This is a genomic window from uncultured Maritalea sp., from assembly GCF_937139385.1.
Classification (GTDB): Bacteria; Pseudomonadota; Alphaproteobacteria; order Rhizobiales; family Devosiaceae; genus Maritalea; species Maritalea porphyrae_A.
The window spans coordinates 1-21,434 of sequence record NZ_CAKZPW010000208.1; the positions used below are offsets into that span (position 1 = coordinate 1).

The 21,434-nt window shown below is 50.3% G+C and carries 23 protein-coding genes; 14 read left to right on the forward strand and 9 right to left on the reverse strand.

The features are described 5' to 3' along the window. From Q0231_RS08920 to Q0231_RS08930, 3 genes are all read left to right on the forward strand, one after another. On the forward strand, positions 1-344 hold a 344-nt coding region (locus Q0231_RS08920; RefSeq protein WP_299347234.1), incomplete at its 5' end, for a MarR family transcriptional regulator. Continuing rightward, positions 337-1,050, forward strand: a complete 714-nt coding sequence (locus Q0231_RS08925; protein WP_299347235.1) for a deiodinase-like protein — start codon at positions 337-339, stop codon at positions 1,048-1,050. The genes Q0231_RS08920 and Q0231_RS08925, both read left to right, overlap by 8 nt. Before the next feature lie 32 nt (positions 1,051-1,082). Continuing rightward, positions 1,083-1,679: a hypothetical protein gene (locus Q0231_RS08930; protein ID WP_269393532.1), complete on the forward strand. Its 597-nt coding sequence runs from the start codon at positions 1,083-1,085 to the stop codon at positions 1,677-1,679. A 20-nt stretch (positions 1,680-1,699) separates the two neighbouring features. On the opposite strand, the gene Q0231_RS08935 is transcribed toward Q0231_RS08930, so the two are convergent. The 6 genes from Q0231_RS08935 to hemC all read right to left on the reverse strand — a co-directional run bounded on the left by Q0231_RS08935 (position 1,700) and on the right by hemC (position 8,248). Continuing rightward, a complete protein-coding gene (locus Q0231_RS08935; RefSeq protein ID WP_299347236.1) occupies positions 1,700-2,422 on the reverse strand; it encodes a hypothetical protein in 723 nt (240 codons plus the stop codon). A gap of 261 nt (positions 2,423-2,683) precedes the next feature. Beyond that, positions 2,684-3,637: a hypothetical protein gene (locus Q0231_RS08940; protein WP_299347237.1), complete on the reverse strand. Its 954-nt coding sequence runs from the start codon at positions 3,635-3,637 to the stop codon at positions 2,684-2,686. Between the two features lie 99 nt (positions 3,638-3,736). Beyond that, the gene (locus Q0231_RS08945) at positions 3,737-5,140 is read right to left on the reverse strand and encodes a heme biosynthesis HemY N-terminal domain-containing protein (RefSeq protein WP_299347238.1); all 1,404 of its coding nucleotides are present in this window, start codon (positions 5,138-5,140) and stop codon (positions 3,737-3,739) included. Next, positions 5,137-6,513, reverse strand: a complete 1,377-nt coding sequence (locus tag Q0231_RS08950; RefSeq protein ID WP_299347239.1) for a hypothetical protein — start codon at positions 6,511-6,513, stop codon at positions 5,137-5,139. Before Q0231_RS08950 ends, Q0231_RS08945 begins: the two co-directional genes overlap by 4 nt. Before the next feature lie 53 nt (positions 6,514-6,566). Further along, positions 6,567-7,298: a uroporphyrinogen-III synthase gene (locus Q0231_RS08955; protein WP_269393537.1), complete on the reverse strand. Its 732-nt coding sequence runs from the start codon at positions 7,296-7,298 to the stop codon at positions 6,567-6,569. Next, positions 7,298-8,248 carry a hydroxymethylbilane synthase gene (gene hemC, locus Q0231_RS08960; protein WP_299347242.1) on the reverse strand — a complete coding sequence of 317 codons (951 nt, stop codon included), beginning with the start codon at positions 8,246-8,248 and terminating at the stop codon, positions 7,298-7,300. The genes Q0231_RS08955 and hemC overlap by 1 nt, the downstream gene beginning before the upstream one ends. Positions 8,249-8,312: 64 nt before the next feature. Here hemC and tsaD point away from each other — a divergent pair, with 64 nt between their 5' ends. The 6 genes from tsaD (at position 8,313) to Q0231_RS08990 (ending at position 12,448) form a co-directional block, all read left to right on the forward strand. Then, positions 8,313-9,389, forward strand: coding sequence for a tRNA (adenosine(37)-N6)-threonylcarbamoyltransferase complex transferase subunit TsaD (tsaD, locus tag Q0231_RS08965; protein WP_299347243.1), 1,077 nt, complete (start codon positions 8,313-8,315; stop codon positions 9,387-9,389). Further along, entirely contained in the window at positions 9,382-10,371 is a 990-nt protein-coding gene (locus Q0231_RS08970) for an NAD(P)H-dependent glycerol-3-phosphate dehydrogenase (RefSeq protein WP_299347244.1), read from the forward strand. Before tsaD ends, Q0231_RS08970 begins: the two co-directional genes overlap by 8 nt. A 147-nt stretch (positions 10,372-10,518) precedes the next feature. Next, positions 10,519-11,082: an L-2-amino-thiazoline-4-carboxylic acid hydrolase gene (locus Q0231_RS08975; RefSeq protein WP_299347245.1), complete on the forward strand. Its 564-nt coding sequence runs from the start codon at positions 10,519-10,521 to the stop codon at positions 11,080-11,082. A gap of 158 nt (positions 11,083-11,240) precedes the next feature. Further along, a complete protein-coding gene (locus tag Q0231_RS08980; protein WP_269393541.1) occupies positions 11,241-11,537 on the forward strand; it encodes a YciI family protein in 297 nt (98 codons plus the stop codon). After that, the gene (locus tag Q0231_RS08985; RefSeq protein ID WP_299347246.1) at positions 11,537-11,953 is read left to right on the forward strand and encodes an EVE domain-containing protein; all 417 of its coding nucleotides are present in this window, start codon (positions 11,537-11,539) and stop codon (positions 11,951-11,953) included. The genes Q0231_RS08980 and Q0231_RS08985 overlap by 1 nt, the downstream gene beginning before the upstream one ends. A 66-nt stretch (positions 11,954-12,019) precedes the next feature. Further along, positions 12,020-12,448 (forward strand): DUF1761 domain-containing protein, encoded by a 429-nt coding sequence (locus Q0231_RS08990; RefSeq protein WP_299347247.1) that lies wholly within the window; start codon positions 12,020-12,022, stop codon positions 12,446-12,448. 70 nt (positions 12,449-12,518) lie between these two features. On the opposite strand, the gene Q0231_RS08995 is transcribed toward Q0231_RS08990, so the two are convergent. Further along, positions 12,519-12,713: a DUF1674 domain-containing protein gene (locus Q0231_RS08995; protein ID WP_269393544.1), complete on the reverse strand. Its 195-nt coding sequence runs from the start codon at positions 12,711-12,713 to the stop codon at positions 12,519-12,521. Between the two features lie 102 nt (positions 12,714-12,815). Here Q0231_RS08995 and htpX point away from each other — a divergent pair, with 102 nt between their 5' ends. The 4 genes from htpX to purH all read left to right on the forward strand — a co-directional run bounded on the left by htpX (position 12,816) and on the right by purH (position 18,533). Continuing rightward, a complete protein-coding gene (gene htpX, locus Q0231_RS09000; protein ID WP_269393545.1) occupies positions 12,816-13,787 on the forward strand; it encodes a zinc metalloprotease HtpX in 972 nt (323 codons plus the stop codon). Between the two features lie 18 nt (positions 13,788-13,805). Continuing rightward, entirely contained in the window at positions 13,806-15,110 is a 1,305-nt protein-coding gene (locus Q0231_RS09005) for an RsmB/NOP family class I SAM-dependent RNA methyltransferase (RefSeq protein ID WP_299347249.1), read from the forward strand. Positions 15,111-15,210: 100 nt separating this feature from the next. After that, positions 15,211-16,839 carry a heparinase II/III family protein gene (locus Q0231_RS09010; RefSeq protein ID WP_299347250.1) on the forward strand — a complete coding sequence of 543 codons (1,629 nt, stop codon included), beginning with the start codon at positions 15,211-15,213 and terminating at the stop codon, positions 16,837-16,839. Between the two features lie 92 nt (positions 16,840-16,931). Continuing rightward, positions 16,932-18,533 carry a bifunctional phosphoribosylaminoimidazolecarboxamide formyltransferase/IMP cyclohydrolase gene (purH, locus tag Q0231_RS09015; RefSeq protein WP_299347251.1) on the forward strand — a complete coding sequence of 534 codons (1,602 nt, stop codon included), beginning with the start codon at positions 16,932-16,934 and terminating at the stop codon, positions 18,531-18,533. A 59-nt stretch (positions 18,534-18,592) separates the two neighbouring features. Here purH and Q0231_RS09020 read toward each other — a convergent pair whose 3' ends face one another. Then, positions 18,593-19,144, reverse strand: coding sequence for a hypothetical protein (locus tag Q0231_RS09020; protein WP_269393549.1), 552 nt, complete (start codon positions 19,142-19,144; stop codon positions 18,593-18,595). Positions 19,145-19,268: 124 nt separating this feature from the next. Here Q0231_RS09020 and ppa point away from each other — a divergent pair, with 124 nt between their 5' ends. After that, the gene (ppa, locus tag Q0231_RS09025) at positions 19,269-19,802 is read left to right on the forward strand and encodes an inorganic diphosphatase (RefSeq protein ID WP_269393550.1); all 534 of its coding nucleotides are present in this window, start codon (positions 19,269-19,271) and stop codon (positions 19,800-19,802) included. Positions 19,803-19,842: 40 nt separating this feature from the next. Here the strand turns inward: ppa and Q0231_RS09030 are convergent, their stop codons facing one another. After that, on the reverse strand, positions 19,843-21,216 hold the full coding sequence (locus Q0231_RS09030; RefSeq protein ID WP_299347252.1) for an MFS transporter: 1,374 nt from the start codon (positions 21,214-21,216) through the stop codon (positions 19,843-19,845). Positions 21,217-21,434 lie beyond the last annotated feature (218 nt).

Below are 21,434 nucleotides of genomic sequence, written 5' to 3' on the forward strand. Positions count from 1 at the left end.
GGGCCATATTATTGCTGCTCTGGCGCAAAGACGGCCTTGCACCTAGTGAGATCGCCGACGCAACTATCCGGGATCGCACAACGATCACGCGGTTTCTGGATGGCATGGAAAAAAAGGGATTGGTGGCGCGCATGCAAGACCCATCCGACCGCCGCCGTTTACAGGTTCTGCTGACAGAAAAAGGGCGAGGGTTGCAAGCCAAACTGGTGCCTATCGCTGGCACGTTAATTGAAGCGGCCCACAGCGGTCTAAGCGAAGAAGAGCAGCGAATTCTTGTGATGTTGCTGAGCAAGATGACGCAGAATTTGCTGACTAAGGAGACAAAGGAGAGTAATGATGTCTGATTACAACTATGCCGAATTTTCAACTGGCGACTATAATTTGGATCAGTTCTTTGGGCCAAGGTTGGGCACGAAAGCTCCTGATTTTACACTTGAGAATGCAAATGGGCACAAAGTTAACTTACTTGACTTTAAGGGCGATTTTTTGGTGTTAGAAATGGGCTCGATCACATGTCCACTGTTTCAAGGCCGTCGAGAAACCATGTCTGGCCTGATTGAAAAACACCCGCATGTTGATTTCTCTGTGCTTTATGTTCGCGAAGCCCATCCGGGCAAAAACATCGGTGCACACCAAAACATTGATGACAAAAAGGAGTGCGCAAATCGCTTGGTCAATGATGGAGAAAGACGGCGCGTTTTAGTCGATGATTTTGAAGGCACGGTACATGGTGCCTATGGTTCTTATCCTAATGCGGTGTTTATCATTAACAAGAATGGCTGCATTGTTTTTCGAGCATATTGGAATAATCCAGACGCGACGGGCCGTGCGCTTTCGCAGTTGCTTGCAGGAAAACCCGCTAATGTGAAGAGCTATTTTAGACCTGTGCGCCCTGATATTGCGATCAAGACATTGCGAGACGGCGGAAAAGGTTCCGTTGTTGATTTCTTCAAAGGGTTGCCGTTCTTGATTTGGAAAAACTTGATCCGCCGCAACTTCCTTCTGGCCTTTAATCGCGAACCACAAATTCGCCCAGATATTAAGTGCTAATGGCCCATCAAGTTTGAACTAGGGGAATGAGCATGGGCATTTTACATCGAACACTTATCGTTGTTGTTGTCGCAATTGGACTAGTGCCAAGCGTTGCCATTGCTGGTTCTGTTGATGGGCGTTGGTTTTTACATCCATTCGGGGAAATGCGCGCCTATTTTGGGGACTTTTTGGCGGTTTGTGACGGGGCTCAGTTTAAACGTTGTCGGGTTGTACAATATGGTTTTGGGCCAGCCGTTGATGGTGATCGTGCTGAAACACAGGATGGTTTTTTTGGTAACTCGCGCTTGGCGATACAACAAAGACCCGGTGCGAATGATGATTGGGTCTATAACCTAGAGATTTTTTCGACAAAACTGCCCGACGTCCCAAAAGGGCCAATGGTCCTTTCGATTGACGGGGTGGTGTTTCAACTGAGCGAAAATGACTGGCAGGCCGGAAGTCCCGAGGGCTACAATGTTTCTCAAAGCTTTTCAATTGTCGACCATGCGCTGGCTGCGCGGCTCATTGAAACGATGAAAGCGGGCAATAGATTGCGTGTGTTGCACGATGGGTGGACAGAAACCCAATTTCAATTGCGAGGAATTTCTCGCGCCCTTAAAGCCATTGAATTGCGTGCTGCGAACTAACTCGTGTTTTTTGTCCTGATTCAGGGTGTAAAGCGACCAAAACAGTTTTCATGCGCTTTGGCCATTTGGCGCTTCTTGGCATCTGTCAACTCGCCGAAATTGAGTATTGCCTTGATGGTATCAACTTTGCCTTCAAGTTGTTTGGACCGCAAATGCTGAGCGGAGGCATAGATCGTTTGGTCGCCAAAGGCGACGGTGAAGTCGCGTCCCAAATGCTCAACCATTAGGTAGGCGGCGTAAGTTTCGGCGAAATCCTCTGCCGCTGTGCATGTTGCATAGTAAGAAATAAAACTTGAATCGCCAAGCATTTCTATCAACGAATGATCGCGTTTTGGCGGCAAAAGCCTGAAGCAATAGTGATCGCCTTTTGTTGTGCTGAGAGGCAAGCTTTTTGTCGATGCTGGATCAAGCAAGCAATGAAACGCCGGTTCTGTCAAATCGGCTTCCACCAAATGCCCGACTTCGTGGAAGATCATTTTTGCGAGGCTGTAGTTCAACCCGACAACGAATTCGCTTTTTGAACTGAATTCAAGTTCTACCTTACTGGCATCTGTAAGCGTTTCATATTGATCTGCACCCAAATAACTGGTGATCGCATCGTGTTCATACAATTCATATGGGATTGATATGTTTTGCCAGAGTGCCAAGTTGATGCCGATGACTTCGTTGTTGGAAAACGCCCCCATCCACGGTTCGATTCCGTTGATCGGATACGCAACAACAAACGCACCGATAGCACACATTTTGTCCTTTACCTGGTTGGGTGCATGTTCAAAGACGCTTGCAATTCTGTCCTCAAGAACGTCAAATTTGGACTCCTTTAAACCGCATTCAGCGACGTTGTTTTGATCCAGAAAACAAAGCTTGTCGCGGAGCAACATACCGCAACTCACTTGGTACGCCGTCGCCCCTTTGCTGAGGTACGAAGGAAATAGCGCGATACAGGTTAGAACCACGACGGTCAGAAGGCCGAAGAGAAAGTGCTTATGCTTCATGGAAAATGTCTAGTCTGCTCCAAACGCACCCGCACACGTTTTATGGTCGGCCATGAGTTTTGCGCGCCCTTCAGGGGTTGAAACATCGTAGCTAAGCAGCGCTTTAACGGTTTTTAGTTTTGGCTGGAATTGTTTTGCATTGAGCAATAGTTCTTGGTCGAGCAAAAGGTTGTCGTCTAGGTAGACTTTGTAAGCCAGGCCCAGATGCTCGCGCATTAGATAGGCGGAAAAACTCTGCGCAAACTGTTTGGACGAGTCGCAAATATCGTATGGCTTTGTGAAGGCATTGAAGGGATCAGTGTCCATGTTCCATGCGCTTGCTCCATGGCTTTGCCGCACAGGGGAAATGCAGTCTGAATTATGTGTTGTGCGAACGGGTTCGCACCGAGCGTGGTCGCCTGATAGAAAATCCTGTTCGATTTTGAGCGCCATTTCATGGAATAGAACGGTGGCAACATCTAGGCCTAACTGGCCTTCTTGTTCCTCGGGCTGAGTGTAGCTGAGAAAGAGGTCGCGGCGCTCGTTATATTTAACAAAGGCGTCTTTGAACACATAGCCGGCCTGTGACCACAACAAACGATCAGCGAACAGGAAATTGCGTTCCTTGAGCATGCTCCACGAGATATCGAGTTGATTGCCGCGTAGCTGAATTTTCCCCGGTAGGTCGGTCAAATATCGAATGACGTTGATTTGGTCTAGGGAGCAGGTTGCTTGTTGGACGATTTCAGGCGACGCGATAAACACCCGAACAAGCGAGCGTTCAGCACGATCAAATTCAGGGTCTGCTGCTTTGCATGATCCGTTGGGATCTAGCTCGTCTTGAAAACAGGTATAATCTTCAATTGGCCTGCCACACTCCCCAGCAAAGATTTGCTTCGTGACCACATAGTCATAATAGGTTGGCACGGTGACGAGCAGACACGAAAAGAAAAATGTGCCAAGAAAAAGAGGATAAAACCGCATAAAACTACCTAAATAAAATATTGGTGCCGAACATAACCAAGGTTGTCGATTCTGCCAATTTGGTAATTCTAACTAGGCTCGGGTCCGGGGCAGCCGCCCTTATGCACCACCCTTGGCCACTTGTTGCTCACTTGCGACTTTGTCGGCGCTAGATGCTAGCTGCTCAACGCTTTGTTTTGCGATGGGTTTGGTTGGCGATGTTTTGGCAGGGGGCGTTTTGGCCATCGCCCGTTGTGGGGCTTTCCACTCAAAGGCGTCCAATTTGCCGGTTAGCGGCGATGTGGCTTCCCATTCGTTTGAGCTAATGCCATCTGCAATCCAAGTCATATCAGGTGTTGCTGTGATCGCACGGCCCAGCCAAGCCCGGGCTTTGCCTTGGTCGCCGGTTTGACCCTGTTCAATTTGGGCCATGAGGGCGCAGATCGATTGGGTCGGGTTTCGATCGATGAAGGGTTGCAATGCGGCGCGGGCTAAATCCCATTCGTGAGCTGCAATGGCCATGGTTGCCAAAACAACTTGAGCTGGCAGATTATTGGTGGTTTCTGCCACAAGGCTTTTGGTGCGTTTGAGGCGTTCAACGGCTGAGGCACCGGGCTGTGCGTTGGCGTAAAGCAAGGCCACATGGGGATGCGGGTCAGCCCGCCAAACGCGGCGCAATAGGCCAGAAGCTTTGCGCACTTCACCCCGGTTAATGAGAATGCGGGCGGCGATCAAAGCGGCCGGCACAAATTCAGGGATGCGTTTTAGCGCTTCATTTGCAAGTTGAATGGCTCTGTCGGGATCGGTTTCCTCATTTTGCTTGGCAATGGCTGTGCGCAAAATGCCGTCCAAACGTTTTATTTTTGCACGATCAGCACGGCCAGAGGGCATGTTGGTTAGATGTTCAAGCGCTGCTTCAAACTGTTCATTTTTGGCAAAATCATGAAAAACCGCATCATTTGCCCAATCAAGTTTTGGCGCAAGGCTTATTGCCTTTTGCGCGAATTTAAGCGCGGCGTCTGGGCGGTCTTGTTGTTTTGCTTGCTCATAAAGGCCCGAAAGAGCGGCAACTGCGGTATCTGGGTTGGCAATCATTTCGCGGTATTGATCGCGTGCATCGCTCCAATTGCCCAATTTTACGCTGGCCTGGGCTTCAAGAAGTTGCGCGGCGCTATTGTTACCCAGCTTAACCCGTGCTTCACGGGCCAATTGTTTGGCGCGGGCCGGGTCACCAGTTTGCAGGGCAATGATCGCATTTGAAAGGGCTTCAACACCGCGATTGTGTTTGCGGTTGGCTGCCGCGCGGGAGAAAAGTGCGGGGATGCCAAAAATACGGCGCAAGATTGCCCAAATGAAAATGGTCAAAAGCATCAACAGAATAAGGCCAAAGACCGTCAACCCAAGACCGGGCCGCATTTGATAGCCAAAAGCTTCAATGGTGACATCGCCGGGCAGGCCAATGATCCAACTTGCCCCAAGGGCGATGAAAAGGGATAGGGCAACAACCAAGAACATACGGATCATTGAGCGGCTCCTTGATGGGTTGTTGCCAGATCAAGGGCCAGTTTTTGGGCTTGATCGAGCTGAGCAATGGCGTCGTTTTTGGCGGCAAGCTTGCTGGCAAAATCGGCGGACATGTCTTGCCATTCTTGGGGCAAACGCGCATATGCCAGTTGTGCAGCCTTTAGGTTGTTGTTGGCCAAGGCGGCTTCGATTTGCGCCACGACGGCTAAGGGATCATTGCCAGATTGATCAAGTGGCCGCAGGCCAATGGCGGATTTTGCTTGTGCGATAAATCGATCATACCACGTGGCATCGGCGGGCAGGTCTGCGTCGCTTGCCACAAAAGCTGGAATGGCGGCTGCAAAATCACTATTTAGGGCCGAAGTTGTGGTCACACCAGATTGGGCGCTCTTGCTTAGAACGTCTGAGAGGACGAGGTCAGGCAGAATTGCCGCTGCGCTTGTTACATAGTCGGCGTAGGCATCACCCGCATTGAGGGCTTTTTCCCATGCATCAAGTAACAGTGGCAGATTGGCTGTGGCGGGCAACTCAACCGGCGCCGGTTCTGCATTTATTTGCTCGGCCAGCCCATTCACTGTTTGCGACAAGTCGGCGAGCTGTTGGCCTAACCCGGCAACCGCTGCGACATTGGTGGATTGAACTTCCCCAAGACTTGAAATTTGCGCAATAGCGCTCACCAACTTTTGGTTTTGTTCCAATTGCGCTTCAAGGGCTTTTGTATTGTCCGGCGACAGCTCGAGAATTGAGGATTTTAACCCTTCAATCTCACTTTGGATTTGGGCAATTTGTTCAGAATTAACCAGTGGCTCAGTCGTTGAGATTTGGTTTTGGTCGACGGCCTTAAGCACTATTTCCAGTGCAGCGACTTTGTCTGCAATTGTGCTGATTTGTGCGTTTACGCCAGTAAGTGCGTCGCTGCTTGCAAAGCCATCCAATTGGGCGCTTGTGACAAAACCGCTCAGATCTGTCTGTGGCGCGTTTTCTAAATCGAAAACGCGTTTTTGCAGGGTTTCCATTGCCGCGTTGAATTGGCTGGTTGATATGCTTTTTTGAAAAGGCGCAATGCCATTTAATGCCATAAAACTGGTGGCGCCTGTGCCAAGACCGGCGCCCAAAAGCGTAGCAATGATCAGTGTGCTAAAAGTGAGGCCGGATTTTGGTTTGTCAGTTTGTTCCGCTGTTGCTGTTTTTTTACTGCCAGAATTGGTTTGGTCGGGTTTGGTTTGATTCCCAAAGTTATTAGGCGTTGGTTTGGGGGCAGCGGGTTTTTGTGGAGACGTTGCGGATGCAGCTTTTGCACCTTCGGCCTTAGGGGCCGGTTTTGCATCAATAATTGGGGGCTTAACGGGCCCTTTTTTTGTATCGTCTGCCATAAATATTATCCCTTCGTGCCGCAAATTTGGGAACGGAACTATTTTAAGCTTAGTTAGGCTGATTTGCCATCAGACAAAATGTCAATTTGGGTAAAAAGTGCGTTTTCATTGGGATCCTGTGCCACATAGCCTGATTGTGCGCCTGCTGTTTGCAATGTGTGCCAAATAGATGGCGACAGGCAGATGAAATTCAACGTTGAAATATCGATATTGTTATCGACACACAATTTGGCAAAATGTGAGGCAGCGCGCTGCGAATAAAGAAGGACGGCATCAATGCGGTTTTCTTGTAATCGCTTGATCACTGGGTTGGATAGAGATTTAACGGCAATCATTTCATAGACAGGCGTCATTTGCACCATAAACTCAGTGCCAAAAAAGGCCTCTTCAATGTCTGGTTTGCGATCAATCGCACAAGGGTAGAAATAGGGGCCGCCGAGTCCCATTTTCTTGATCATCGCAATCAGATCTTGGGCGTTGCCTTTGGCGTTTATGACGTTGTGAAAGCCGTTGTTTTCTGCCACTTGCGCGGTGGTGTCGCCTACTGTGAAGCAGGGCAGTAGTTGATGGCCAATCTCTAACTCCGCGGACAAAACAGCTTTGACCGCATTGGGCGATGTGAAGATGGTGGCAACCATATTGTGCGGTGAGGGCACGTCAAATGGTAGAATACGTTTGGAAAAAAGCGGCGCGGCCATTGGCTGATGCCCCAAATCCATCAAGGAGGCTACTGTTTTTTGCCCTCCGGGGAAGGGACGCGTAACCAATAGGGTTTTACCGCTCATTATCGTACCTCAAAGCTTTCAAAGAACTTTTCGCCTGCTTGCTCACGCAAGATCTGCGCAAGATGCTGACCGATTTCTTCGCAATCCGCAACATGGCCCGTAACCTCGCCTTCAAAGGCGGTGGTGCCATCAAGTGAAAGAACTTGCCCGATCACCTTCATGTCGTTGCCATCAATTTCTGTGTAAGCGCCAATTGGGGTGCGGCAAGACCCATCTAAGCCGTGCAGAAAATGACGTTCGGCTACAAGCGCTGCGGCGGTGCCTGAATGATTAAGCAGCGCGATCAGGTCGCGTGTGCGGGTATCATCTTGGCGCGCTTCTATGCCAATTGCCCCTTGAGCGGGGGCTGGCATAAAGACATTCGGGTCTATCATTTGCCTCGCGATATGGGTTTGACCCAACCGGCGTAGGCCTGCATAGGCCAAAAGGGTGGCGTCGGCGACACCGTCCTCTAGCTTTTTCATCCGGGTTTGTACGTTGCCGCGAAATTCAACAATTTTAAGGTCAGGTCTATGGCGCAACATTTGCGCGGCCCGGCGCAAAGAGGATGTGCCAAAAGTCGCACCTTCAGGTAAATCATCAACCGATTTATAATTGAGCGAAACAAAGGCGTCGCGCACATCTTCACGTTGTAAAAACGCAAACATGCCCAATCCATCAGGCAATTGCGTTGCCACATCTTTTGACGAGTGAACGCCAATATCGATGCGGTTTTCCAGCAAGGCCACTTCGATTTCTTTGGTGAATAAGCCTTTGCCGCCAACTTCTGACAGGGGGCGGTCTTGAATGATGTCGCCAGAGGTTTTGATCACTTCAATATGGATGTCTTTGGCGTCCACCCCGTTGAATTTTGCGAGCTTGGATTGTACGAGTTTTGCTTGGGCGAGCGCGAGCAATGAGCCACGCGTGCCGATGCGCAAAAATGGTTTAGTTGTTTGATTTGTTTGCAATGGGCTTTCCACTTGATGTAGGCAATAGCGAATTGTCACTATAGGGCTTAACCAAAGACGGTCTATGTCGCAAGCACGTACCATCATTCTTGGCATTGAAACCAGCTGCGATGAAACCGCAGCGGCTATTGTTGCGCGCAATGGGGATGGCACCGGGCACGTTCTGTCCAATATCGTGCGCACCCAGCTAGATGAACACAAAGCATTTGGTGGTGTGGTACCTGAAATTGCCGCCCGATCCCATGTGCAATGGTTGGATCATATCGTCGCACAAGCGCTTGACGCGGCTGATTTGGGCTATAAAGACATTGATGGGGTGGCGGCCACTGCCGGGCCGGGTTTGATCGGCGGCGTCTTGGTGGGGCTAACGACGGCCAAGGCCATTGCCAAAGCCATTCATAAGCCACTTATTGCGGTTAATCACCTTGAGGGCCATGCTCTGACAGCGCGATTGACGAACAATGTGCCATTTCCGTTTTTGCTTTTGTTGGTGTCTGGTGGGCATAGCCAATTTGTGTTGGTGCGTGATGTGGGTAATTACGAACGCTGGGGCACCACAATTGATGATGCGCTGGGGGAAGCGTTCGACAAGGTGGCCAAAATGCTCAACTTGGGGTTTCCGGGCGGACCAAAGGTTGAAGAATGGGCTAAAAAGGGCGATGCAAAACGGTTTAAATTTCCGCGCCCTTTGCTCAAGGAAAAGCGTTTAGATTTTTCATTCTCGGGTTTAAAAACTGCGGTTCGTTTGGCTGCAGAAGCGGCTGCGCCCTTGTCTGACAAGGATGTGGCAGATATTTGCGCTGGTTTTCAATCTGCCGTTGTTGCGGTTTTGCAAAAACGTTGCGGGCAAGCGTTAGAACGATTTGCTGATGAGCTGCCGGGCGAGCCGATCCGTTTGGTGGTAGCCGGCGGGGTTGCCGCAAACCAAGAAATTGGCGATGCTCTGCACAAGGTTGCTGGGCAATATGATGCAGAGTTGATTGTGCCGCCCATGAATTTATGCACCGATAATGGGGCCATGATTGCTTGGGCGGGGGCTGAGCGGTTGGTGCGTGGTCAAGTGGACAAATCAAATTTTGCTGCGCGCCCGCGTTGGCCGTTGGATAGTGATGATATGGGGTTGGGTGATGCGCATGGATAATGCAATCTTTGTTGTCGGTGGTGGTGCGTGGGGCGTTGCACTGGCGCACGCTGCAGCTATTGGTGGATGCACCGTAACACTGTGCGGGCGCGATCAAGAAGTTGCCGATACCATCAACCACACCCGAGCGAACCCACAGTTCCCTACCTTGGCGAAAGTCGACCAAAAGGTAACAGCACAAGTTGGTTATGCAGGCATTGAACATGCGCAAACCATATTGTTGGTGGTGCCCGCTCAAGCCAGCCGACAGGTGCTGATGGACATTGGTGTTGAAAAACTAGCAGGCAAAAACGTCGTTCTTTGCGCCAAAGGATTAGAGCAAGGCACGCTAAAACGCCAAAGCGAGATTGTGGCGGAACTTGTGCCAAATGCTGTGCCATTTTCATTGTCTGGCCCAAGCTTTGCGATTGACGTTGCACAATCAAAACCCACTGCCGTCACACTGGCAGGACCAAGTTTAGAACAGGCCCGTCAAATTGTTGACCTGTTGGCAGGACCCACCTTTAGGCCTTATTCAAGCGATGATTTGGTTGGTGTTGAATTGGCAGGGGCGCTCAAAAATATTTATGCGCTGGGCGCTGGTGCGGTTGAAGGCGCGAACCTTGGGTTTTCTGCCCGCTCGTCATTGATTGCACGTGGGTTTGCTGAAATGGGGCGCTTGGTTGAAGCGCTTGGCGGATCAGCGGCAACGTTGAACGGTCTTGCCGGTTTGGGTGACCTCACCATGAGCTGCACCGCCAGAGAATCGCGCAATTATGAGTTTGGCTATCGCTTGGGCGCTGGCGAAACAGTGCAGCAGATTCTAGATAGCGGTGCCAAACTTGCTGAAGGGGTGTTTTCCACCCCCGTGGGCTTTAAACTCGCCCACCAAAATGGCGTCGATGTGCCCATTATCGGTGCGGTCAACGCATTGCTTGACGGCAAAGTGACAATTGATGTCTTGGTGTCAAAATTGATGGCACGGCCATTGCGTTCTGAATGAGTTTTGAGTTAGCTTAGGGTGCTGGCACTGGATAAATGGTGGCAGATGGAGGGGGAGGTTCTTGGGTCATATTGACCCCGAGAAATCGCGCACTTTCCTTGGCAGGTGAGTGTGGGCTGCGATTTTTTGCCCAGTGGAAGAACCACCATGTTTAAGCGCGAGCTTCAAACCGCATTGCCCTTTCCTTTGGAATGGCAGGATTTTTACATTCTAACCTCTCTACCTCGTTATCTTGGGAAACTCTCAAAACCCGACGTTTTGTGGGCGCAGTCACGCATTCTCGAGATTGTTGCGACAGACAAACAGCATATTTGTGACCGCCAAAGTCAAGGGCATTTGCTGATTTGTGCCGCGGTTCATGCCTATTATGAAATTCTATTGTTGGCTGGCACTAGTAAACGGTCGGCCGTCGAGAAGCTGACGTTTGCACTTATGCAACCGGGATCAAAAACTACGAAGTTGATCATGTGGCTTACTCTAAAGCTCTGTCGCGATAAGCGGCAAATGATTGAAAATGAAACCCGGCGCAAAACCCAAACGCTTTATGGGAAAAGTTTTGAATTTGAAGAAGAAGTCGATGAAACAAGTTTTGTCAGCATTGTAACGAAATGTGCGTATTTCTCTTATTTCAAGCGGCATGGACTTCCCCACCTTACCGCAATTTTTTGCGCATGGGATGCGGTTTGGATTGACCCGATAAAAGGTGATTAGAATTCAGGAATTGTCTTTTCTCGGCCAACTACTTTGGGCCGAGGTGGGCGAACTTGTCGGTTCGAGTTTCATTTTGAAAGAAAGCCAGCCAAGAAGGCTGGCGAAGCTAGGCGTATGGGGTAATGTTGGGCAATGATTCGAGATGAGGGTACATAAAAATGTATTTTGTGATTTCTGGGCGCGATCGGCCCGATGCATTGGAAAAGCGTAAGGAAACGCGGGCGGCGCATTTGTCGTATTGGGGTGATCTGGGGGCTGATTTGAAATTGGCTGGGCCTTATTTGGATGAAAATGGCAACCCAACTGGCAGCTTGATCATTATTGAAGCGCCGACAATTGTTGCAGCGCGCACCTATGCGGAAGCTGATCCATATGTGACCCAAGGGGTATTTGAATCTGTTGGCGTGACCGAATGGATGTGGGCGGTGAACGCCCCAGAAAAGGCGGATAGCTAATGGCCTATTGGTTGTTTAAGAGCGAGCCGAACACTTGGGGCTGGGACGATCAGGTTAAAAAAGGCGCTCCAGAAGAATGGGATGGGGTGCGCAACTATCAGGCGCGCAACAATATGCGCGAAATGAAAGTTGGCGAGCTTGGTTTCTTTTATCATTCTATCAAAGAAAAACGCATCGTTGGTATCGTGCGGGTTGCCGCAGAGGCTCATCCAGACAGTAAAACTGATGATGAGCGCTGGGAGTGCGTTGATATTGAAGCGGTGAAACCGTTTGAAACCCCCATCACGCTTGATGACATTAAGGCGCACCCGGAATTGGGTGATATGGTCTTGGTCAATAACTCTCGTTTGTCGGTTCAGCCTGTTACGGCCAAAGAATGGCAGATCATTTGCAAGATGGGTGGCGTCACGCCATAATTGAATGGTGATCGCAAGAATTTGCGATCCATCATTTGCAAATGACAAGAGGGAGATTTTGGGGACATGTCGCACTTTGCAGATATTAATTGGTTGGCCGTTGTGCTGGCCACGGTGGCCAGCATGGCGCTGGGCATGGGGTGGTACTCAATCCTTGGTAACCAGTGGATGGCGGCTTTGGGTAAAACCCGCGAAGAGCTGATGCCTGAGGGCAAAAACTCATCCATGCCGTTTATCATTGCGGGCATTTGCCAATTGGTGATGGCCTATTTTTTACTTTTGCTAACCCGCGCAATTATGGACACAAGCGCTGCCGATATCCAAATTTTGGACGCAGTGGTGGTTGGCGCACATATGTGGTTTGGCTTTTTGATGACGGGCATGATCTTAAACCATGCCTACCAGGGACAGAAAAAATCGCTCACCCTAATTGATGGGGGCTATTTGTTGGGCGTGATGATTGTGCAAGGCGTTGTGATTGGGCTTTTGGCATAAAGCCAAAGCAATTATCGAAACAAAAGAATATGCCGCTCCGGTTCGCTGGGGCGGTTTTTCTTTGTGCCGGTCAAAAGTCTGACGCAATGCCTTTGTTTTCCCAGTCGCCATAGCGGGCGGGATCGGGGCCTTTTTTACCGTTGATTTCGCGTGGTGCGGTTTCAGACACTTTATCAATTTGTGCGCGGCGGGCCTTGGCCTCTTCAAGTGCCTGCTGGGCGATCTTGGGATCGGGGCGCTTGGCGTTTGGGTCTGTTTTGGCCATTGTACGGTCGCCTTTGGGTTTGCGATGCTGCCTTAATTTGACCCTTGTCAGGGCCATAGTTGAATACCATCTATATCACTGAGTGTGAAATAGGAGTTTTGCATGTTCAATGCAATAAGAACAACATTTTTGCTGGCGGTGATGACCGGACTGTTTATGGCGGTTGGGTTTGTTGTTGCGGGTAGCTTTGGGATGTTTTTTGCGTTGGCGCTGGCGCTTATTACCAATCTGATTGCCTATTGGAACTCAGATAAGATGGTTTTGCGCATGCAGCGGGCGCGTGAACTGGGCTGGCGTGACAGCCCGGACTTGTTTGAACTGGTTGAGCGCCTTTCTCTGCGCGCAGGTATTCCAATGCCTAAACTCTATCTCATGGACAACAAACAACCCAATGCTTTTGCAACAGGTCGAAATCCTGAGAATGCAGCGGTTGCTGTTTCCACCGGGCTTTTGAGCCATTTGGAATATGATGAAATTGGCGCGGTGATTGCCCATGAATTGGCGCATATTCGTTCTCGCGATACGCTGACGATGACTGTAACGGCTACCTTTGCAGGGGCCATTTCCATGTTAGCGCAATTCGGTCTGTTTTTTGGTGCGCGAAACACCAATAGTCCGCTTGGACCCGTTGCTTCGATCGTGATGATTATTGTTGCGCCGATGGCAGCTTTGATGGTGCAAATGGCGGTTAGCCGCACCCGGGAATATGAGGCGGACAAAGATGGGGCCATGATTTGTGGTGATCCTTTGGCTTTGGCCAGAGCGCTGGGCAAGATATCCAAGTTGGCGAAGAACTTTGAAAACCCGTTTGCCCGACGCTCACCGGGCATGGCGCATCTGTTTATTATCAACCCTTTAGCTGGGCGTGGGGCGGATAATATGTTCTCCACCCATCCAAATGTCGAAAACCGAATTGCAGCTTTGCTTGAATTGTCTAAGCAAATGCAGGTAGAAGAGCGCCAACAAGGCGAAATTGGACGTGTTTTGCATTCCCCTCAATCGACACGAGGCGGGTGGCGGACACCAAATAGCCACGTTTCTGATAAAAACCAGCCCAAAGGCCCTTGGGGCTAAGCTGTTCTAGGAAATTGCATGAGTAGACATTCGCAAGCCACTGGGTTTGATATCCGGCGTTCGGCCGCACAAAGGTTGCAAACTGTTTTGACTGGTGCACCATTTGTGCCCTTTTCTGTCCGCGAGATCGCTGATCCGCGCGATAGGGCTCTGGCCAATAAGTTGGTGACCGTAAGCTTGCGGCGACATGGGCAATTGAGCCAAATTCTAAATTCAGTGCTGGAAAAAGGCATGCCGAAACGGGCGGGCCTATTTGAAGCGGCACTGCGCATCGGCATTGCGCAATTGTTGTTTTTGCCCGATATGGGCGAGCATTCAGCCATTCATTTGGCGGTTGAAGTGATCAAAAAAGATCGACGCGCAGGTCGGTTTGCGAAATTGGCCAATGCGGCTTTGCGCAATGTGCAGCGTGGGTTTGCGGTTGAAGATCTTAATCCAAAAGACTTGGTGCCCGCTTGGGTGTTTGCGCGCTGGGAAAAGCATTTTGGTGAAGAGGCCGCGCTTGGGATGATCGAAGCGCTTTTGGCACCAGTGCCGTTGGATTTGACGGGCAAGCCAACAGAAGATCAAACCGTCTTGTTTGAAAAAATGGGCGCGGTGAAAAATCTCGGGCAAAGTCATCGTCTTGAAGACCGTGACGTCTCGGTTGAAGACTTGCCAGGTTACGCTGAAGGGCGCTGGTGGGTGCAGGACTTAGCTGCGACCTTGCCTGTGCATTTGGCCAAGCCGAAATCGGGTCAAAAAGTATTGGATATATGTGCCGCACCGGGCGGTAAAACTGCTCAGCTTGCGGTCACTGGTGCTGAAGTTACCGCAGTTGATTTGGACGGTAAGCGGCTTGAGCGGGTCAAGGAAAATCTTGACCGACTGGGGCTTAAAGCCAAATTGATTGAGGCGGATGCGACCAATCTTTCTACAGAACAGCTATATGATTTGGTGGTGTTGGATGCGCCATGTAGTGCAACGGGCACTTATCGTCGCCACCCCGAAGTTTTGTGGCACCGACGTGAAAAAGACATCAAGCAGCGCGCGCAATTGCAGCATGAAATGTTGAAGAATGCCGCTAAATTGGTGGGCGTTGGCGGTCAATTGGTGTTTTGCACATGTTCTTTGGAACCTGAAGAAGGTGAAGGCCAAATCAAAGCCTTCTTGCACAAACATGGGGACTTCGAAGTGGTGCCCGTTTTGAAAGAAGAGTTGGAAAACTGGGCAGAACCGATCCTTGAGGGCGGGTTTTTGCGCACGCTCCCCAGTATGGCAACACCCCAAAAGGGTTCGGGTATGGACGGCTTCTTTGCGGCAAGGTTGCAACGCACAAAATAAAAAGTGGTTGCAATGGTTTTCACTAAGTGAGAATCGATTGCGCGCGTGCTATCTTCATCTCAAGACTTAAGGAACGTTATACGTGTCAGGCGGACCATTTTTGCGTCGTACATTAGGGGCCATTGCAGACGGGCTGATCACCAGCCCGGCATTTCGTTGGGCTTGGGCCGCACCTGAAAAGGGCGACGTGAAGCATAAGCTTTTGGAAATCCGCCCGGCCGATGCCTATAATGTGGCCGACATGATGATTGGCCAATATTTGTTGGCCCAACGTTTGGTCGATACCGGTGGCACCACCCCTTTTGCAGTTGATTATGCAAGTGCGCGTTGGTTTGACGAACTGCACAGTTTTACGTGGCTGCGGCATTTCTCTGCGGTGCAAGACGAAGGCTCAAAAAAGTTCGCGGGCACGCTCGCCATGGATTGGGTTTCGCGTTACGGCCATTTTTCCAAACGAGTTTGGGACAATAAGCTGACCGCTCTGCGGGTGCTGAATTGGATCAAGCATTTCGATCAATTGTGCTTTGGGATGAACGAGGCAAGGCGCGCGAATGTTTTGCGCAGTCTTGTTGAGCAGGTGCAATGTTTGCGCGTGCGGATCAATTTTGAAGCTGATCCGGCGCGGCGTTTGTTGATGCGTGTGGCATTGCTTGGGGCCGCAGTTGCATTTCAGTCTTCAAAAGAAGAAATTGTAAGACTGCTTGATCGCACCATCTTGTCGCTGAGCCGGCAAATCGATGACAAAGGAATGCACCGCAGCCGTAATGGTGAAATGCAATTCTTGTTGTTGTTGGAAATGATCCCGGTACGCCATGCGGTGACGCCCATTTCTCCTGAAGGGGGCAAAAAGTTTGCCGCCGTGCTTGATAAGATGCATCACAGTTTGGCGCTGCTGATGCACACCACGGGTGAGCTATCTTTCTTCAACAATGCGCGTGCGGTTCCCCATGAAATGTTGCTGGCGGTGCAATCGCGGGCCAATAACAACCTTGAGATCGCTGGCGGCGAGGTTAATGCTGGATATGGTGCACTGCTGGGCGCTGAATCAAAATTGATCGTGGATGGCGGCATGGAGCTGGGCGGTGATTTTCGCGCTGACCTATTTGCTGGTGCGGCAAGCTTTGAATATAGCTTTCGTAATGACTTGATCGTAAGCAATTGTGGGCCGGGTCCGGCTTCTTTGGGGGAAGATGCGCAACTGTTTCGGTTGCCCGCGTCTCATTCAACCCTTGAAATTGAGTATCGGGGAGCCTTTCCGTTTAAACCGGAAAAACTTGTTCGGCAGCACATGGCGGCAAATCGAGGGATTGTTCCCAAGATTGATCTGGCTGAGAAAAGCGTTGATTTGACCAATAAGGGCTATCAGCGTCTTGCGGGCATTTCTCACGTGCGGAGTTTGAACGTTTTGGCGCGGGAGGGTGACGCTCTGCTTGGCCAAGATGTGATTTCTTGTGACATGAGCCATAAGCACGCACCAGATGAGTTTTTGCTGCGGTTTCACCTAGGCCCTGGCGTCCAGGCAGTTATGGATGAGAGCGCGAACCAGATAGAGCTGAAATTGCGCTCAGGTGCAACGTGGGCTTTTATTTGGGAAGGGGCGCAGGCCATGATTGAGCAGAGCGTGCGCTATTCTGCGCATAAGGGGCTTGAACCCATTCAGCAAATTGTGTTGAGCGGCGGCATCAGTGCGCATCAGGAAGTTGTTTGGACATTCATGCCACGCTCTTAAAGGCCATTGTTGAGTGGAAAAAGCACTGTAGAGCGGGTTTCTTTTTGAAAATTATCGTGCTAGCGAAGCGACTTCAGCGCTGCTAGCGCGAATTGGACCCAACAACAGATGAGTTTGCCGTGACCATCAAACGCGCCCTTCTTTCCGTTTCCGACAAAACAGGCCTTGCCGATTTCGCCCGTCATCTGGTTGCCCATGGGGTTGAGTTGATCTCAACTGGTGGCACCAAAAAGATGCTAGAGGACGAAAAAATTCCCGTCATTGATGTGGCTGAGGTCACCGGGTTTCCCGAAATCATGGATGGTCGAGTTAAGACCTTACACCCCAAAATTCATGGTGGTTTGTTGGGGCGTCGCGATAGTGACAGCCACAAAAGCGCTATGCGCATTCATCAAATCTCAAACATTGATTTGCTGGTTTCAAATCTTTATCCGTTCGTGGCAACGGTTAAGTCTGGAGCCGACTATGACACCATTATCGAAAACATCGATATTGGTGGCCCAGCCATGATACGTGCAGCGGCGAAAAACCACGCCGCGGTTACAGTAATTGTTGATCCGGATGATTACGATAAAGTGGTTGAAGAATTGGCTCAAAATGGCGAAGTGCCATTGAAAGCGCGCCAGCGTTTCGCGGCTAAAGCCTATGCCCGCACTGCGGCCTACGATGCTGCTATTTCAACATGGTTTGCTGAAACACTAGAGTTTGACGAAATTCCTTATCGCAGTTTTTCGGGCAAGCTGGATCAGGTTATGCGTTATGGTGAAAACCCTCATCAATGGGCGGCTTTTTACAAAGATGGTTCCGACCGGGTTGGGGTTGCGACTGCCGAGCAAATTCAAGGCAAGGCGCTTTCTTATAACAATATCAACGACACGGACGCCGCTTTTGAGTTGGTCAGTGAATTTGACCCAAGCGAGCAGGCCGCTGTTGCCATCATCAAGCATGCGAACCCATCTGGGGTGGGCCTTGGTGAAAGCTTGGTTGAAGCTTACGAGAAGGCTTTGCGTTGCGACAAAGATTCTGCCTTTGGCGGCATTGTTGCGCTAAACCGAGAAATTGATGCGGATGTTGCCGAGCAAATCATTAAGGTCTTTACCGAAGTGATTATTGCGCCAAGCGCAACACCACAAGCACTAGCGGTCTTTGAAACCAAAAAGAACCTACGTTTGCTACTAACCGGTGGTTTGACCGACACTAAGGCTGATGGGCTAACAGTTAAGTCTGTTTCTGGTGGTTTGTTGGTTCAGTCACGTGACAACAAAAATGTTGCAGACTGTGAATTGAACGTGGTGACCAAGCGACAGCCAACCGCACAGGAGCTAGCCGATCTTAAAGTTGCAGCGATCGTGGCCAAGCACGTTAAATCCAACGCGGTGATTTACACCAAAGATGGGGCAACGGTTGGTATTGGCGCGGGACAAATGAAGCGCGTGGATTCGTCCAATATTGCGCACCGCAAGTCAAAAGATGCGGCTAAAGCCATCAAGCAAAAAGGGGCACTGACCGAGGGTTCTGTTGTAGCATCTGACGCGTTCTTCCCCTTTGCGGATGGGTTGATTGCGGCAGTTGATGCGGGCGCTACAGCGGTCATTCAGCCGGGTGGTTCAATTCGTGATGATGAAGTGATTGCAGCGGCGGACGAAGCGGGCATTGCGATGATCTTCACGGGCATGCGCCATTTCCGCCACTAATCATCGGATGACGACAATGTTGATTGAGCCCGGGTGCCATTGGCCCCGGGCTTTTTCGTTCACTCACCCCAATTGATGGGTTCGTTTGCGCAATCGAATGTTTCAGCAAGACTATCCGCTAGGTCGCGGGCAATTTGGTTGGCATCTTTGTATTTTGAGGCATTGATGCGGGCCACTTGGCAGGTTGCGCCTTGTTCCACCTTTGTCACGATCAAAAACTGTTGTTTGTCGCCCATGCCATCTTCGGTGAAATATCTTAGAATGGTGGCGATGGGGGTTAGGCCTTTTGTGCGATTAGCCAAGCGCCATTCTAGGGTTTCACCAATAGTGTTGAACGGGGATAGGGTTTGTTCTGCGGCACGTTCATTGAGTGAATTGAGTCCATAACTGACAAACATGCGCAAATCGCCCTCTGCCACCATCACCGGATATCCACGATAGCCCGGACAGGCAAAAGTGGCGCCAAAATCGTCAGCGTGGATGATTGAGCAATCATTATTGAGGTCAATTTTTGTGTAGACGCTGCTGTTTTCCTCAGCAAATGCGCCAGAGCAGAACAACGACAGGAACGTCAGTTGAACAAGAAAGGCCCCAATAGTGGATTTGCGCATGATCGATTTCCTCCCATTTTGGTCAATTTATCGCATTTGACCCATTATGGCTTGCAATCATGGCAGGGGCTAGGCATTAGTTCTGGCAAAATCTCGTTATATGATCATCAAAGGGAGCAGATTGATGGATCTCAATGCAATTGGTGCCGGCAAGAACCCACCAGAGGAAATCAATGTTGTGATTGAAGTGCCGGTTGGCGGCGAGCCGATCAAGTACGAATTTGACAAAGACAGCGGTGCGATTTTTGTTGATCGCTTCTTGCACACACCAATGCGCTACCCTGGCAATTATGGTTTTGTGCCCAACACGCTATGCGGCGACGGCGATCCTTTGGATGTTGTGGTGATGAATACACGCCCAATTATGCCTGGCGCGGTGATCAAATGTCGCCCAATTGGTGTTTTGATCATGGAAGACGACGGTGGCATGGATGAGAAGCTGTTGGCGCTGCCAATTTCAAAGCTCACCAAATCCTATGAAAAAATCAAAGATATTTCAGATATGCCTGAAATTGAAGTGGCAAAAGTTGAACATTTCTTTACGCACTATAAAGACCTTGAGCCAGGTAAATGGGCCAAAATTGAAGGCATTAAGGGCGTTGAAGTGGCCAAGCAGATTATCTTGGACAGCATCGCGTTGCACAATAAGCAAGGTTAATCGTTTGATACTCTTGAGTTGAATTTGGGAAGGGTCGGCTTTACGCCGGCCCTTTTTGTTTGACGAAGTAAAGGCCGATTAATCCCAACAACATCAAAACCACAATCGGCGAGATGCCGATCTGCTGTGATCCGGACCAACCTGTAGCAAGGGCCACTGCAATGGGGCCGATAAAGGCCGTTGCGCGGCCAGAGAAAGCGTAAAGACCAAAGGCCTCCGTTACCTCTTCATGGCGCACTTGATGCACCAGCAAGGTGCGCGATGCGGCCTGGATCGAACCGCCAAATGCTCCAATAAGGGTGCCCGCGAAGTAGAATGTCAAAAGCGGTGCGCCGCTGCTTGCATCAACGGGAATGACGAAGAGAATGTAAGTTTGGGTTGTGGACACAACCAGTAAGCAAGCGAGCACCAGCACAAGACAAGAGAAGGCCACCACAGGTTTGGGGCCGAATTTCTTGTCCATTTTGCCGCCGATGAATGAGCCAATGGCGCCGGCAAGCGCGGCAATGATGCCAAAAATGCCGACTTGAGTAACGCTTAGGCCCAGAACACCTGCCGCATAGATGCCGCCAAAGGCGTAAAGCGCGTTCAGCCCGTCGCGATAGAAGAGTGAGGAAAGTAGAAATGCGAAATAGCTTTTGCGTTCTGGCAAGGTTTTGATTGTTGCAGCAAGCTTGTGCAACCCAAGCGAAATCGCACTCTTTCTTGCTTGTCGCTTTTTGACGTCTGGTACAAAAAAGAAAAGGGGGGTGACAAAAATCAAATACCAAATTGCCGTAAATGGACCGGATGCACGGTCACCTTCATAGGTGGTGCCATCTAGTCCAAAAAGCGGGTTGAGGCCGATTAGGGTTTTACCCGTTTCTGGGTCACTGGTCGCCATAAATGCCAAGATGAATATTAGCGAGGTTACCCCGCCCACATATCCGAGTGCCCAGCCGTTACCTGATAGTTCGCCAAGCTCTTCGCGGGACACAAGGTCCGGCATCATGGCATTGTTGAAAATGGCTGCAAACTCAAAGCCAATCATGGCGACCACGAGGCCGATGAGCGCGATAATGACCGCATTTTCGGTTCCTGGTGTGGCGAAATACAGCGAGAACGCGCCAGCAATAGCCAGAAACGAGAAGATGGCAATATAGGGTTTTCGGGGGCCAGTTGCGTCAGATATTGCGCCAAGAATGGGAGCCAACAGTGCAATGATTATCCCGCCAATGGCGACTGCCCACGCCCAAGATGTTTGTGCTTGCGCGCCACTGGTCGCGATATGGTGCGCGAAATAGGGGCCAAAAATGAAGGTTAGAATAACCGTGTGAAAGGGCTGTGCTGCCCAATCAAAGAACATCCAACTTACAGTTGCTTTTTTGGATAAGGTGTTTGGCGGTATCGCCGGTGCGGACGCAACGTCTGTCATCTTGTTCCCCCCAAGAATTGTTGCAACACCATAGGGTGCAATTTTGGATAGGGGAATAGGTGGGTTTCATTACAGATGCATGAAAAAGGCCCCGGCAATTGAATTGTCGGGGCCTTTGTTTGAAGTTTTTTTGATTTAGCCGCGGGCCAAATCTGACAGCAAACCTGCTGCTACCGAAAGCCTTGAGACGCTCAAGGTACTTTCTGTAATGCCCGCAA